The organism is Reyranella sp., from assembly GCF_965279465.1.
In the GTDB taxonomy this organism is placed as follows: domain Bacteria; phylum Pseudomonadota; class Alphaproteobacteria; order Reyranellales; family Reyranellaceae; genus Reyranella.
Window position 1 is genome coordinate 6,993,702 of sequence record NZ_OZ257242.1, and the last position, 12,596, is coordinate 7,006,297.

12 protein-coding genes are annotated in these 12,596 nt (G+C 63.2%); 4 read left to right on the forward strand and 8 right to left on the reverse strand.

Features of this window, described 5'->3' with window-relative positions; all coding sequences use genetic code 11:
• The first annotated feature begins 7 nt into the window (after positions 1-7).
• Positions 8-436: a hypothetical protein gene (locus ACQY8M_RS34120; protein ID WP_428665898.1), complete on the forward strand. Its 429-nt coding sequence runs from the start codon at positions 8-10 to the stop codon at positions 434-436.
• Between the two features lie 178 nt (positions 437-614).
• Here the strand turns inward: ACQY8M_RS34120 and ACQY8M_RS34125 are convergent, their stop codons facing one another.
• Both ACQY8M_RS34125 and ACQY8M_RS34130 read right to left on the reverse strand, forming a co-directional pair.
• Positions 615-947, reverse strand: a complete 333-nt coding sequence (locus tag ACQY8M_RS34125; protein ID WP_428665901.1) for a GIY-YIG nuclease family protein — start codon at positions 945-947, stop codon at positions 615-617.
• A gap of 113 nt (positions 948-1,060) precedes the next feature.
• Positions 1,061-2,410 (reverse strand): CapA family protein, encoded by a 1,350-nt coding sequence (locus tag ACQY8M_RS34130; protein WP_428665904.1) that lies wholly within the window; start codon positions 2,408-2,410, stop codon positions 1,061-1,063.
• Between the two features lie 147 nt (positions 2,411-2,557).
• On the opposite strand from ACQY8M_RS34130, the gene ACQY8M_RS34135 reads away from it, so the two are divergent.
• Together ACQY8M_RS34135 and ACQY8M_RS34140 are read left to right on the forward strand one after the other, a co-directional pair.
• Positions 2,558-2,992: a hypothetical protein gene (locus ACQY8M_RS34135; RefSeq protein WP_428665906.1), complete on the forward strand. Its 435-nt coding sequence runs from the start codon at positions 2,558-2,560 to the stop codon at positions 2,990-2,992.
• A gap of 299 nt (positions 2,993-3,291) precedes the next feature.
• Complete coding sequence (locus ACQY8M_RS34140) at positions 3,292-4,227, forward strand: TAXI family TRAP transporter solute-binding subunit (protein WP_428665909.1); 936 nt, start codon at positions 3,292-3,294, stop codon at positions 4,225-4,227.
• 302 nt (positions 4,228-4,529) lie between these two features.
• On the opposite strand, the gene ACQY8M_RS34145 is transcribed toward ACQY8M_RS34140, so the two are convergent.
• The 6 genes from ACQY8M_RS34145 to ACQY8M_RS34170 form a co-directional block, all read right to left on the reverse strand.
• Entirely contained in the window at positions 4,530-5,288 is a 759-nt protein-coding gene (locus ACQY8M_RS34145) for a hypothetical protein (protein ID WP_428665912.1), read from the reverse strand.
• A 15-nt stretch (positions 5,289-5,303) separates the two neighbouring features.
• Positions 5,304-5,855, reverse strand: a complete 552-nt coding sequence (locus ACQY8M_RS34150) for a hypothetical protein (protein WP_428665915.1) — start codon at positions 5,853-5,855, stop codon at positions 5,304-5,306.
• 6 nt (positions 5,856-5,861) lie between these two features.
• Positions 5,862-6,719 carry a DNA adenine methylase gene (locus ACQY8M_RS34155; RefSeq protein WP_428665918.1) on the reverse strand — a complete coding sequence of 286 codons (858 nt, stop codon included), beginning with the start codon at positions 6,717-6,719 and terminating at the stop codon, positions 5,862-5,864.
• A gap of 4 nt (positions 6,720-6,723) precedes the next feature.
• Positions 6,724-8,154 carry a hypothetical protein gene (locus ACQY8M_RS34160; RefSeq protein WP_428665920.1) on the reverse strand — a complete coding sequence of 477 codons (1,431 nt, stop codon included), beginning with the start codon at positions 8,152-8,154 and terminating at the stop codon, positions 6,724-6,726.
• A gap of 126 nt (positions 8,155-8,280) precedes the next feature.
• Positions 8,281-9,792 carry a trypsin-like peptidase domain-containing protein gene (locus ACQY8M_RS34165; protein WP_428665923.1) on the reverse strand — a complete coding sequence of 504 codons (1,512 nt, stop codon included), beginning with the start codon at positions 9,790-9,792 and terminating at the stop codon, positions 8,281-8,283.
• A 253-nt stretch (positions 9,793-10,045) separates the two neighbouring features.
• Positions 10,046-11,449 carry a fibronectin type III domain-containing protein gene (locus ACQY8M_RS34170; protein ID WP_428665925.1) on the reverse strand — a complete coding sequence of 468 codons (1,404 nt, stop codon included), beginning with the start codon at positions 11,447-11,449 and terminating at the stop codon, positions 10,046-10,048.
• 151 nt (positions 11,450-11,600) lie between these two features.
• On the opposite strand from ACQY8M_RS34170, the gene ACQY8M_RS34175 reads away from it, so the two are divergent.
• Positions 11,601-12,566 carry a S1C family serine protease gene (locus tag ACQY8M_RS34175; protein ID WP_428665928.1) on the forward strand — a complete coding sequence of 322 codons (966 nt, stop codon included), beginning with the start codon at positions 11,601-11,603 and terminating at the stop codon, positions 12,564-12,566.
• The last annotated feature ends 30 nt before the right edge of the window (positions 12,567-12,596 follow it).

Here is a 12,596-nt window from a genome sequence, read left to right on the forward strand (position 1 = left end):
CGATCGCATGATACGAGCGTTTGCATTGATCCTGGCCCTGCTGCTGCCGCTCGGTACGGCAATGGCGGCCGAACCCGTGCCGACGCCCAGGAAGATATTCTTTGCCACCGGCTCGACCCGCGGCACGGCTGGCGGCCATGTACGGGGTGGCGCGCGCGACCTCTACTCGCTGACCGCCAACGCTGGACAGCACATGACCGTCACCCTGACCGTGCCGGACGACAATGCCGTCTTCCAGATCTACGAGCCCGGCACGACGCTCGGCCGCGATGCCGATGGCCTGCTCGAGTTCCACGGCAAGTCGCTGCACGTCGCGGGCGACGGCAACGACGCCACGCGCTGGAGCGGCCGCCTGCCGCGCACCGGCACCTACCTGATCGCGGTCGGCAGCACGCGCGGCAATGCGCGCTACAGCATGGACGTCCGGATCGAGTGATCGCCTTCCCCGCCCTCGCCGACAAGGAACCGATCATGAAGCTCCTGCTCGCCATGGCCCTGATGCTGTCACGCGGCCGGTGATCATCCAGAAGGAGATCGTCCAGGGGCTCTCGGCCGGCGGCGTGAAGTGACAGCACTGCCGGCAGTGCTGTCATCCCGAGCGCAGCGAGGGATCTTTAGGGCAACGAGTATGGATCCCTCGCTGCGCTTGAGATGACAAAGGCAGCCCCGGGAGAGAAGAGGTCCGCCCAAGTCGGATTCACTGACTCAACCAACGCGTTCTTCTTCGACCGCCTCCAGGCCTTGATCTCCTTCTCCCGCGCGATTGCGTCCTCGATCTGCTGATAATCCTCCGCATAGACCAAGGTGTGCACGTTGTAGCGCCGCGTGAAAACACTCCCATGTCCGCTGCGATGTTCGGCGATCCTATTCTCGAGATTATTGGTCACGCCAACATACATCACGTTTCGAGCGGCATTCGTCAGGATGTCGGTCCAGTAAGTACGCATTGCCGCGCAAAGATCCCTCGCGGCGCTCGGGATGACAACCAACCAACAGAGCTGCGTGAGACGATGACCAAAGGATCGGGAAAATTGTCATTCCGAGCGAAGCGAGGGTGTCTTCAAGGCAATGAGGAAGGATCCCTCGCGACGCTCGGGATGACAACGGAAGCGCCCTCCACATCCACCGTCGTGCCGTAGGGCTTCGACAGGGCGGCGAAGCGGTCGAGGATGGTGCGCGCCTCCTCGCCCTCGGCCAGGCGCGGACGGCCGCGGCGGTGGCGCGGGTCCTTCCAGCCGAGGCTGATCGGCAGCAGCGAGAGGCTGCGCAGCTCGCGGCCTTCCCACGTCAGCACGGGCACGACCGACTCCCAGTAGCGCCGGTCGGCGGGGAAGCCGCCCTGGTCGTTGTTGGTGCGCTGCTGGTAGACCTGCCCCGGCTTCAGCTCGGGATCGGCGCGGAAGCGCTCGTAGCCGTCGGCCGGGATCTTCGCCACCAGCTCGTTCTGGCCGAGGAAATTGCCGAGCGAGTAGAAGATCGGCTTGCCCTTGTAGATCTCCATGCCGCGCAAGAGGTGCGGCCCGTGGCCGGCGACCAGGTCGGCGCCGGCGTCGATCATCTCGCGCGCGAAGGCCGGGATGAACTCGGCCGGGATCTCCTTGCTCTCGCCCTGCTCGTGCGCATGCAGGCTGACTACCACGAGGTCGCTGAGCCCGCGCGCCTCCTGCACCCAGCGCACCATGGCGTCGATGTCCTTGCGGTTCGCCGAGGTGCGCACCGCCGGCCGGTTGGCCGCGGCCGGCGCGAGCCGGAACTTCATCTCGCCCAACGGGAACACCGACGGATCGGCCGGCGCGAAGGCAAAGCCCAGCTTGATCTTCGCCTGCCGCTCGGCCTCCAGCCCCAACCCGTCGGCGATCTCGCGCAGGGCGGCAAACTGAGCCTCCGTGACCTCGTGCACCGTCTCGAAATGCAGCGGATTGAGCCCCGGCCGCCCCGGCAGATCGGACCGCTGCGCGCCCGCTTCCTGCCCCTTGGCGAAGGAAGAGGCGCAGGACAGCATCGCCACGGTGCCGTTCGGATGGGTGTGATAGACCGGCCGCCGCGCCTCCTCGAGATTGCGCCCGACGCCGGCGTACGACAGCCCGCGCGCCTCCATCGCCTCGATCGAATGGAGCAGGCCCGAGATCGAATAATCCAGGCAATGGTTGGTCGCGGTCGCGAACAGCGAGAAGCCGGCCTCGACCAGCTCGTCGAGCACCCAGGCCGGCGCGCCGAAATGCGAGCCGCCGCTCTCCAGCGCCGGATCGCCGCGATAGTCGTTGGCCAGCACCTCGAGGTTGGTGAAGGCGACATCCGCCGCCCGCACCTTGTCGAACAGCGGCCGCACGGCGGCGTCGCTGCGGCTTTGCAGCCGGCGCTGCAGGATCGAATCGCCGGTGAGGAGAACGCGGAGCGTGGAACCAGTCATGCCGCCGACTCTGGGAGGACTGCCGGGAGAGTGTCAAACACGCTAGCCTCACTCTTTCCTCCCCATTCCGAACAGGGCTATCGCATGTAACGTTCTTGCCTTCCCCCGTCTGCGAGGGAAGGTGGCCCGAAGGGCCGGCAGGGGGTCATGGCGCCCGAGCACGAAGCCCTGCAGGCCTATTGCGACGCGCATTGCGGCATGGGCTGCAGCGGCCTGGCGTCGGTGATCTATGGCTACGTCGGCAAGGACCTCAACTCCACCGCCTTCCGCACCCGCGGCATCGAACGGACCAGGATCGAGGACTTCCAGGCCGGCGACGCCATCGTCTGGCACCACGACAACCACATGGCGGTAATCGACCGGGTCGGCCCCGTCACGGACTCGACGCGGATCAAGTGCTGGGTGGCCGAATCGACCGCCGCCAGGCTCAATCAGCCGACCAGCGGCGTGCAATATTCCGAATACACCTTCGAGTTCGACGACACGGACAAGGTGCGGAAATACACCTGTCTCCGCCCGAGCGTCACCGGCACGCCCACGCCGTGGTCGGCCGAAAAGATCACGGTGCGTGGGAACCCGTAGGATTCCTTCCTGCGTGAAGCGCGGGGGGTGCCCCATAGGCGCTTACTTTGGTCTGCTGGGAGCGCGGCTCTCCAGAGCCGCTCTTCTTCGGATGCTACATCCCATGAGCGGCTCTGGAGAGCCGCGCTCCCAGCAAGCTGACCGCAGCCACAAAATCGAACAAAGTTGGCGACCATGGGGGCACCTCCCGGGCTTCGCCACGGCGGAACGGCGCAACGAGGCACTGCAGCCCGTGCTTTCCTTTGCGTTGTTTCAGTCGCTGCGTAATATTGGCGTAGGACGTTCACGGTGGCAGGCTCATGCTCGGACGGCGTATCCTGGTCGCTGGTCTCCTGTTCGAGGCGTCGCCTGCGGCGGTGGCGCAGACGGTGAGCCTCACCCTCGGCACCACGCCGGATGGCGGCGGCTTTGCGCCCTACTCCGTGGCGCTCATCGAGACGCTGAAATCGATCGATCGCGACCTGCAGCTGCGGCCCGTCGACACCAGGGGCTCGACCGACAATGCCGCCCGCCTGCAGGCCGGCAGCATCGATCTCGGGCTGGTGAGCGGCGAGGTCTTCGACGAGAGCGAAGCGCGCGCGCGGGGGCGGCTCAAGATCGTCAGCGTGATGTACTACACGCCCGGCATGTTCGCCGTGCTGGGCAACAGCCCCCACCGGACGATCTCGGACCTGCGCGGCCAGGCGATCGTCTGGCAGCCGCGCGGCACCGGCAGCGCGGTCCAGGCGCGCTATGTGATGCACGGCCTCGGGCTCGACGTCGACCGCGACTTCGCCGAGATCTACCCGGCCAATTTCACCGACGGCCCGGAGTACATCTTCGACGGCAGTGCCGCGGCGCTGTGGGCCAGCGGGCTGCGGCTGCCGAGCTTCGTGCGGATCGCCGAGCATCCGTTCGGCGTGCGCTTCATCGCGCCCAACGCCGAGGAGATCGCACGCATCCGGGCCGCCCATCCCTTCCTGGTGCCGCTCACCGTGCCGCGCGGCACCTATCCGGGCCAGACCGAGCCGATCGCCACCATCGGTTCCGCCAGCTTCATCGTGGCGCGGCCCGACCTCGACGAGGCCCACGTCCACCGCCTCGCCGCCGCGCTGCACAAGCTCGAGAAGTTCGAGGCGCGGCCGACCTATCTGGCGCAGACGACGACGGCCAACACGCTGGCCAGCGTGGAGTCGCCCGAGGAGCTGCACCCGGGGGTGCTGCGGTATTTTCGGGAGGCGGGGATCGTGCCGTAGCCGTAAGCGTCGTCAGGCGAACCGAGTAACGCCAGATTTCCGCGCATGATCGCCGGAATGCTTGCTAACGTTGGAGGATCGTGTCGCAGTACAACAAAGCGAAGCTTCGCGAACGTCTATGAGCGCTCTGAGCTTGGGTCAAACGCTAGTCGATCCTGTGGAAAGGAATGGCGAGAAAGTCCGTCGACTTCCTGATGGTGATCTCCGTAAACTAGCGTCCCGTCACTCATGATTGACCTATGCCTTCCGAAGCGCACTCCTATTAGTCCGATCTTTTTACCATACCTTCATCGGCGATCTGGCTATCCTTGATATCTGTTCAACCATCTGACCGATGCCCTAAGAAAAATATCTAAGGCACCAGATACCACCTCAACGCTATCAAAAAGACGAATACTATACCTATTTGCGAGTGTCTTCGCCCCTTTTGATATTCCATTGGGCGTTACAATGGCCGTAAATGTCGTGCCGAGTCGACCCGACAACGTCGTATGTCGCATGACGGCGTTGCCCTCAACTTTCCTCCGGTGCGATAAAGCTGCGCGTGTCCATCGGGTGCCGTCGAATGTACAAGCCATAACCCCGCGCGGAACATCAATACCGACCGCAGCCGTATACTGTTTGCATTCCACTGAGTACATCGGGTGGCCATAGGCTCGCTGCGCTTCGGCTCTCTTCCTCAAGCTCTTACCAAGGCTACGACTAAAGACACAAATGTCGAATTCGTGAGAGGCGCCACTACGACCTCTGAAGACAAGGCTGTTATGTAATTCGAACTCTCGACCATCCGGTCTACGCAAATAGAAGAAACTAGGGTTATTAGCCCCGAAGGCTATTGGTTGAATCCAACCAGGGGCTCCCCGTTGAATGAACTGAGCCGCCCGGCGATCATTGGACGTCCTCATCTGAACAAACCAGCCATTCTTCCGTAACGCATCAGCGATATTGACGACAAGCCATAGCTCGTGGATTTTTCCTTTCGTTGCAGCCAGCTTGGCTGTTGCAAGAGGTGTTGCTGCGATAGCCTGCAAAATCGCATCGATGTCGGCGGGAATTGGCATCTCATTAGGATCCGGCTACGAATGCCCGACTCTTAGCCAAATCTCAAGTTCGGTCATGCGACCAGAAAGATCTCTGCCCAAGCGTGGAATTTCTGGATCGGCTAAAGGTATCGCCGCCCGATCTGGCCCCAATTGAATGTATGGAATTCTGCGTACAGCAACATCCGTCCCATCATCGGGTCCCCTGGTTCCGGTAGCTATTTCGGCCGTTATCGACGTCACCTCCTCGAACATCTTAAGCGGATTGATAATGGCCAATTCTATGGCTCTCAAGGCGAGAAGCGTCTGTTCCTCATCTGTTAGTGGAGTCACATCTTCTTCAAGTGGAGTTACATCCGCCTCCTCAAAGCCGCCTACCGCAAATCTTTGGCCCGTACCAGACTCATCCGGTGGCACCGCTCCTCGCTGTTGTGTTGTCGTGCGGCGGACATGTGTTCTTATTCGAAGCAAGATGTCATTAGTGATGATGTCCGCGGCATCCGTAAAACCCAGTTCCCGAAGTCGATATACAAGTTCCAGCACCCTGCCGCGCGGTTGATCATCGTTGATGGACCCGGAATCAGCCATTCTCGTTCACCAGCGAATTGCGCTGGAAGCCTGAGACGTTGGCACTCGCATCCATTTGGGAGTGATCAAGATCTCACTCCCTTTCCGCCGCTCTGATGCAGCATAGTCGAGAGAAAATGGCCGTATATTCGCCCAACTGCGGTATATTCTCCGAACTTCCGGGCAGTCGTCGTAGGTCAGCACCCAAGACGCTTCCGTCATATTCTTTAGCCGCGCACCCAATGCCGAATGGTAATCATCATCGAGGGCATTAAGGTATAGGGTCTTGCCCTTGGCGTAGTATGGAGGATCTATAAAGAAAAAGGTTCTTCTAGGATCAAGTGTTTCGATAAAATCGAGGCCGTCAAGACCTGTGCAATGGATCCGCTCTTTGAAATTCGAAAGTATTTCAAGGCGACGGATTAATTCTCTTCGATTGAACCGGGCATCCAGCTTCCAGATACCTGATTGATGTACTCCTCCGATCGGACCGCCATTCATTATAATACCGGAGCGATTGCACCGATTGAGATAAAATGCAGAAAAGCCTCGCCGTAGTCGGCCGACACGGGATCTGTTACGATAAGTGTCTCTTTGGCGACGCCACTCCTGCATGTTGAGTTTGGCTTTCTCGACTAAGGAACGAAATTTCCTATTTCGCTCAGTTACGGCCCACCAAAAATCATGGATCGCTTGATCGGCATCATTGATATGTATCTCAGCGGTATCTTCGGCGAAAAGCATCGTCAGAGATGCTCCCGCTCCTCCGGCAAAGGGCTCTGCCATGGCGCGATCCCCGACGGAGTTCAGTTTGCGAATTTGCCTTAGAATGCCAACAAGGGCGCTCTTGCCGCCAGGATAACGAAGGGGACTTGATGCGAGCATAGTGTCACTCGACTTCTAGCATCAGCCGGAAAAGAGGCTCGGTACGGTGCCAGAAGGTTTCGATATCTCTAGGATTTGGTTGTACGGTCGAGTGAATAAAAGCGTTCAATTCTTGTATGGAAAACGGAGCAGCCTCGTCGTATCTCAGAGCCCTCTCGACGGTCGTCGCTTCACGGGGTGGCAATTTTCGCTTCGCAGTTGCTATAATTGCCGTCGCTAGATGCCGCAGTTCTGGTTTATCGAATCTAAGTTTTTCTTTGGACTTCAGTTCTGCCGTCAGCGTGGCAAGTGCACCTGTGCGTTCTAGATAGTGCTCGATTGCTAGTTCTAAAAAGACGCGCAGTAGAACGGACCCGGCGTTAGTGAATTTTCTTCTGTCCAAGCGAACTAACTCGTCGCGTATTTTTTTGAGGCGCGGGTTCCCAAACTTTACTTGAAAGCTCTTTGGGATGACCTTGTAGTTGTCACGTTTAGCTTTCTTGGGGCTAGTACTTGCTGCCGCTTGACCTGTTGTTGTGCCTTGCTTGCCACCAAGTATCTCTTCCGGAGTGAAAGTTCCATTCTTCTTCGCGGGAAGATCTGAAGTCTTCCATTTCTTGAAGTATGTTTCAATATTGGCGGACGTATTTAACGTACGGGACGATTGTTCGCGTTTCGCCACATCAATAATAAGCCTTTTGAAACCCTTGAGGAATTCCTCTTTTGTTGTTGTACCGCGGAACCCGTGTGCGGGATCTGACTCAATGCGGAGGTATTTTCGACCCGACGTAGAATCGAAGACACGACTAATCGTCGTAAAAATTTGGGCTCGGGGATTGTCGAGCTTGTCTTTGATGTCATCCGGAACGTCGAGCGAACGCGCTATTTCCACGATAGCTTTCGTTTGACGGGCCTTTTGTACCTCGGCGGGGCTAAAGCCCAGATCCCGCTGCAGTTCCTCTTCATCGTAGCCATCGTCCAACTTTGCGAGAATGAAGTTGGCACGTTTTTCAGCTTCCCAAGGACGAACCGCCGTGCCGATATGACGTCCGGCTAGTAATCGATCTGTAGATCGACGATTAGGGGCTACGGTTACAGGGACCATGGAATTCGCAGAGCCTAGTGGGAACCGACGCAGAAGACGGTCGATAGATCGCCGATCCGTTCCCTCTAGCAAGGAGGTGTCTTGGAGAGCCTTCAACGCAGCGAGACGCCGATTTCCCTCGACCACAGTTAAATGACCGTTCTCGACAATCGCGAGCAAAGGTTCGTTGGGAAAGTAGCCGCGTGTGGCAATACTTTCCGCGATGTCCCCTGCTTTGTCGTGTTCGAACAGATATTGCACTATCTCCCGAGGACTTCCGGCCATCGCGCTCGCGCTGAGTCTTGGATTGCGCGAATCGAGGACCAATCCCGCAACGCCTTTGCGTTGTGTAATCCATTTGTCCATTGTCATGGTAGCCCCACAGCAAGTCGGCCTTCACCCTTTGTGTGATTCTTCATTGTTCAGCAAAAGCGTCAACAACTACAACCGAAAGTACGCGACTTTATAGTGTCGCTGCTGTGTGTACATTCGAGTTTTTCACTTCCGGCACTCCAACTGCGCGCTCCCCGCCTCCGCCCGCTCCGCCCGCTGCGTGTTCGACAGCTCGCGCGTCACGGTGTCCGCCTCGTAGGCGACGTTGTGCGCTTCGAGGAAGCTCACCAGCGTCGCCACCTTGATCGCGAAGTTCACGTTCTGGGGGATGTCGCCGGTGACGCGGGCGATCGCGAGCGCGTTCAGCTTGGAGACGACGACGCCCATCACCCGGCCCGACTCGTCGAGCGCCGCGCCGCCGCTGTTGCCGGGCTGCACCGCCGCGGAGATCTGGATGAAGCGCGAGTCGTCGTTCATGCCGGTGAGCGCGGTGACGTTGCCCAGGGTCGTGTTGCCGGTCGAGGACAGCGCGCCGGCCAGCGGGTAGCCGAACACCAGCACCGCCTCGGCCGGCTTGATCGGCGCACCGGCCCGGAGCTTCAGGAAGGATTTCGACGGCGCCTCCGTGCGCAGCGCCGCCAGGTCATCGCTGCGGCTGAGCGCGATCACCTTCGCGGCGCCGAGGTCCGCGCCGCTCTTGCGGACGCGGATCGTGCGGCAGTTCCCGGCCACGTGGTAGTTCGTCACCAGCGTGTCGGGGCCGATGTAGAAGCCCGTGCCCGTGGTGGTGGCGTCGCGCGCCGGCGGGCGGGACGGCGGCACGGCGCCCGGGCCGGTCCCCGCACCGGGGGGCCCCGCATTGGGGGGCGTGCCCGGCCGTCCCTCCGCGGCGGCGCTCCGTTCGGCGACGGCCCGCTCCAGCTTCGCGCGCAGCGCCTCCGACGGGACGCCGTCGCCCGGCTCGCCGCGGCTCTTCTGGAAGGCGGAGATCGCCATGTTGGTCTTGAGGCCGACGGTTCCGTTGGGCGGCCCCGGGTCGTAGCCCAGCCGCGCCAGCAGGACCTGGATGGAGGTGACAAGGCCGGACGGCGGCGGCCCGGACGACGGTGACCCACGCGGCGGGCCGGCCGCGGCGGCGTACTGGCGGACGCAGTCCTTCACCCTGGCGCCGGCGGCCTCGATGCCGTCGAGGCTCATCGCGTATTGCTTCTGGTTGGCCGACACCGCGATCGTCACGCCCGATTTGAGCTGGGGAAAGACCTCCGGCGCCGCGTTGAGGACCATCGCGCGGGGCGAGATGGCCCGGCCGCTGAAGGTATAGGGCGGCGCCGTGCCGACCGTGACGGACACCGTGTAGGCTTCGTTCGGCGTCAGGCCCCAGTCGGGCGCCTCGACCGCCAGGAAGTTCAGCCCCCGCGCCGACAGGGCGACCGACATGGCGAAGCCGTCGCCCTGGACGCGGTAGAGCGCGCAGTGGTCGAACTCCGCCGTCCTGCCGCGCGTGTAGGCGCCGACCCGCCACGCACCGACCTGGCTCTGCGAACCGGGGATCGGGGCAGCGGAGGCCGCGGCCGGGAGTAGCGCGGTGGCGGCTGCTGCGAGGACGAACGGCAGGACGACGGCGCGCCGAAGGATCGAGCCCCGCCCGCGCCTGCCGCCGCCTGTGTTCCGATTCATGCCGTCTGTCATTGCCGCCGATGCTCCCACGCAGGCAGGCGGCCTGACAAGGCGACGGCCTCGGTAGGACTCACTCCTGAGCTTCCCCGTGGAACTTTCCTCCCCCGCTTGCGGGGGAGGTGGCGCGGTAATCCGCGACGGAGGGGGTGTGACGCACCATCTCGCGTCACACCCCCTCCGTCGCCGTAAGACGGCGACACCTCCCCCGCAAGCGGGGGAGGAAATTGCTGCTTTCAGGCCCTGCGCCGCGCTCTCAGTTCCGGACGAACTTCGCGCTCAGGTAGGTGCCGTTGCTGATGCCCATGAGGACGAGGATGCCCTGGGGGATCTCCGGGATGATATAGCTGTTGAACAGCTTGATGGCGACGAAGCCGGCCGCGATGAGCGTGAACAGCAGCATCTGGACCCGGGTGACGTCGAGCTCGCCGGGATGCTCGGGCGTCACGACGAGATCGGACCAGACCGGCGTTCGAACGTTCTGCACCGGCGCCGCCGTCGTCGCCTGCCCCTGGACCGCGGGACCCTGGCCGGCGGCATTGCTCGTCTGCACTTCGAATAAATACGCCGTCTGCGGTTGCAGGCCGGTCACGTCGAACGAGGTCCCCTGGTACGAGTCGCTCGCGGACCTCCAGTCGGCAAAGGCCGCCCGCGCATAGCGCACGATGTAGACGGCGACCTCCGCGCCGGCAACGACCGCCGGCGGCGTCCAGCTCAGCGTGACCCCGCGGTCGGTCACGTTCGTCAAGGTCAGGCCGGTCACGGGGCCGGGGCGGATCGTTGCCGTCGAAGGCGGCGGCCTGCCGGGCGGTTGCGCCTTGGCGTTCACGTCGCTGATCTTGGCACCGATGATCGTCGCGCCGGAAATCCCGAGCAGGACCAGGGCGCCGGCGGGAATATCGATCAGGCTTCCCGAAAGCCCCATCACGTAGACCGCCCCCGCGCCGAACAGGAAGCTCCACATCACGATCTGGAATTGCGAGAGGCTCACATAGCCCTCGCGCGTCGCGATCAGGCGCATCAGGGGATCCGTGCCCGGCACCTGGCGCGACCTGGCCCACAGCACGAGGATGACGAGGACGACGAGCACCGTGCCGGCGGTAATGCCGACGGCCGTCCAAACGCTCGTGATCCCGACCGAGCGATCGGCGACCGCGAGCGCCGCCCCCGATTTTCTGAGGACGATTCTGAGATCGGCGACCGGCACGATGCGGGCGGCGTCGTAGCTGTCGGGGTCGCCGGGCGCCGCCGTGCTGCTGCCGAAAAGCCGGCCGAACCAGTTCGACTTCACCGGCGGGAGCGCGCGGTCCGGAACCGAAACGGAATAGACCGCCTTGCCCGGGATATCGCCGACGATCTCGACGAGCTGGACCAGCGGCGCGGGTTGGAAGGCATCGTTGTCGAGGCCGCTCCATTTGAAGCAGGCCTGGACGGCCACGTCCTTCAGCGACAGGGTGTTGCTCTGGATCAAGATGCGGATCTGGCCGCTGCGCGGCTGCCAGGCCGTCGACGGATCCACCGTGACCACGAACTCCGCGGATGACACCATCGGGGCGGTCTTGCACTCCAGCGCGAACGCGGGGAGCGCAAGGCAGAGCGCGACGACTGCCGACAGAAGCATCGCGACAGCGCGCAGAAGGCCTCGAATATAGCAGCGCATGGCTCCCCCGCATCGTTCTCCGCCGTGCGAATACTCCTCCCGGTTGCAGGACGGAGTCAAACCGAGGGCGCTCGCCCCGCCCGCCGCCGGGTGGCCTACAAATCGCTCGACGCCGCTCCCATATAGCCCCTCCTTTCCCCGGAGGTGCGTCATGCCCCTAGACTCTCCCCAGTTCCCTTCCGACGAGCTGCTGCTCGACGCCTACTCCCGCGCCGTGGTCTCGGTGGTCGATCGTGTCGGCCCCGCCGTCGTGAGGGTCGAGCGCCTGGCCGAGAACGGCAAGCCCGGCGGCGGCACCGGGTCCGGCGTGGTCATCGCCGGCGACGGGCTGGTGCTGACCAATTCGCACGTGGTCGGCGGCGCACGTCGCGTGCGGCTGTCGTTCCCCGACGGCAACCATGCCGAGGCGCGCGTGCTGGGCGACGATCCCGACACCGATCTCGCGCTGCTGCGGACCGAGCTTCCGGCCGGCACGCCGTCGGCGGTGCTGGGCGACAGCGCGCGGCTCAAGCGCGGCCAGGTGGTGGTCGCGATCGGAAATCCGCTGGGCTTCGAATCGACGGTGACGGCCGGCGTTGTGTCGGCGCTCGGCCGCTCGCTACGCTCGGTCGGAGGCCGGCTGATCGACGACGTGATCCAGACCGACGCGGCGCTCAACCCCGGCAACTCGGGCGGGCCGCTGGTGTCGAGCGCGGGCGAGGTGGTCGGCATCAACACCGCCATGATCAACGGCGCGCAGGGTATCTGCTTCGCCGTGGCGTCGAACACCGCGGTGTTCTCGGTCACCGAGTTCATCGCCCACGGCCGGGTGCGGCGTGCCCATATCGGCATCGCGGCCGAGACCGTGCCGCTGCCGCGCCGGCTGGCGCTGGCGACCGGCGCCGGCGCCCGCGCGATCCGGGTGAGCGAGGTCGAGCCCGGCGGCCCGGCCGCTTCTGCCGGCGTGATGGCCGGCGACCTGGTGCTGTCGGTCGACGGCGTTGCCGTCGAGGGCGCCGACGCGCTGATCCGCCTGCTCAACGCCGAGCGGATCGGCCGCGCGACCACCCTCGCCCTGCTGCGCGGCGGCAAGGTCGAGCACCGCACCGTGGTGCCCGTCGAGCGCGTCCGCAAATAACGTTCCTCCCTGGCGAAGCCGGGGAGGTGC

What these genes read in the sequence shown, in the direction of transcription:
- ACQY8M_RS34120 (WP_428665898.1), top strand. Translation starts at nt 8, where the DNA reads ATGATACGAGCGTTTGCATTGATCCTGGCCCTGCTGCTGCCGCTCGGT.
- ACQY8M_RS34125 (WP_428665901.1), bottom strand. Translation starts at nt 947, where the DNA reads ATGCGTACTTACTGGACCGACATCCTGACGAATGCCGCTCGAAACGTG.
- ACQY8M_RS34130 (WP_428665904.1), bottom strand. Translation starts at nt 2,410, where the DNA reads ATGACTGGTTCCACGCTCCGCGTTCTCCTCACCGGCGATTCGATCCTG.
- ACQY8M_RS34135 (WP_428665906.1), top strand. Translation starts at nt 2,558, where the DNA reads ATGGCGCCCGAGCACGAAGCCCTGCAGGCCTATTGCGACGCGCATTGC.
- ACQY8M_RS34140 (WP_428665909.1), top strand. Translation starts at nt 3,292, where the DNA reads ATGCTCGGACGGCGTATCCTGGTCGCTGGTCTCCTGTTCGAGGCGTCG.
- ACQY8M_RS34145 (WP_428665912.1), bottom strand. Translation starts at nt 5,288, where the DNA reads ATGCCAATTCCCGCCGACATCGATGCGATTTTGCAGGCTATCGCAGCA.
- ACQY8M_RS34150 (WP_428665915.1), bottom strand. Translation starts at nt 5,855, where the DNA reads ATGGCTGATTCCGGGTCCATCAACGATGATCAACCGCGCGGCAGGGTG.
- ACQY8M_RS34155 (WP_428665918.1), bottom strand. Translation starts at nt 6,719, where the DNA reads ATGCTCGCATCAAGTCCCCTTCGTTATCCTGGCGGCAAGAGCGCCCTT.
- ACQY8M_RS34160 (WP_428665920.1), bottom strand. Translation starts at nt 8,154, where the DNA reads ATGACAATGGACAAATGGATTACACAACGCAAAGGCGTTGCGGGATTG.
- ACQY8M_RS34165 (WP_428665923.1), bottom strand. Translation starts at nt 9,792, where the DNA reads ATGAATCGGAACACAGGCGGCGGCAGGCGCGGGCGGGGCTCGATCCTT.
- ACQY8M_RS34170 (WP_428665925.1), bottom strand. Translation starts at nt 11,449, where the DNA reads ATGCGCTGCTATATTCGAGGCCTTCTGCGCGCTGTCGCGATGCTTCTG.
- ACQY8M_RS34175 (WP_428665928.1), top strand. Translation starts at nt 11,601, where the DNA reads ATGCCCCTAGACTCTCCCCAGTTCCCTTCCGACGAGCTGCTGCTCGAC.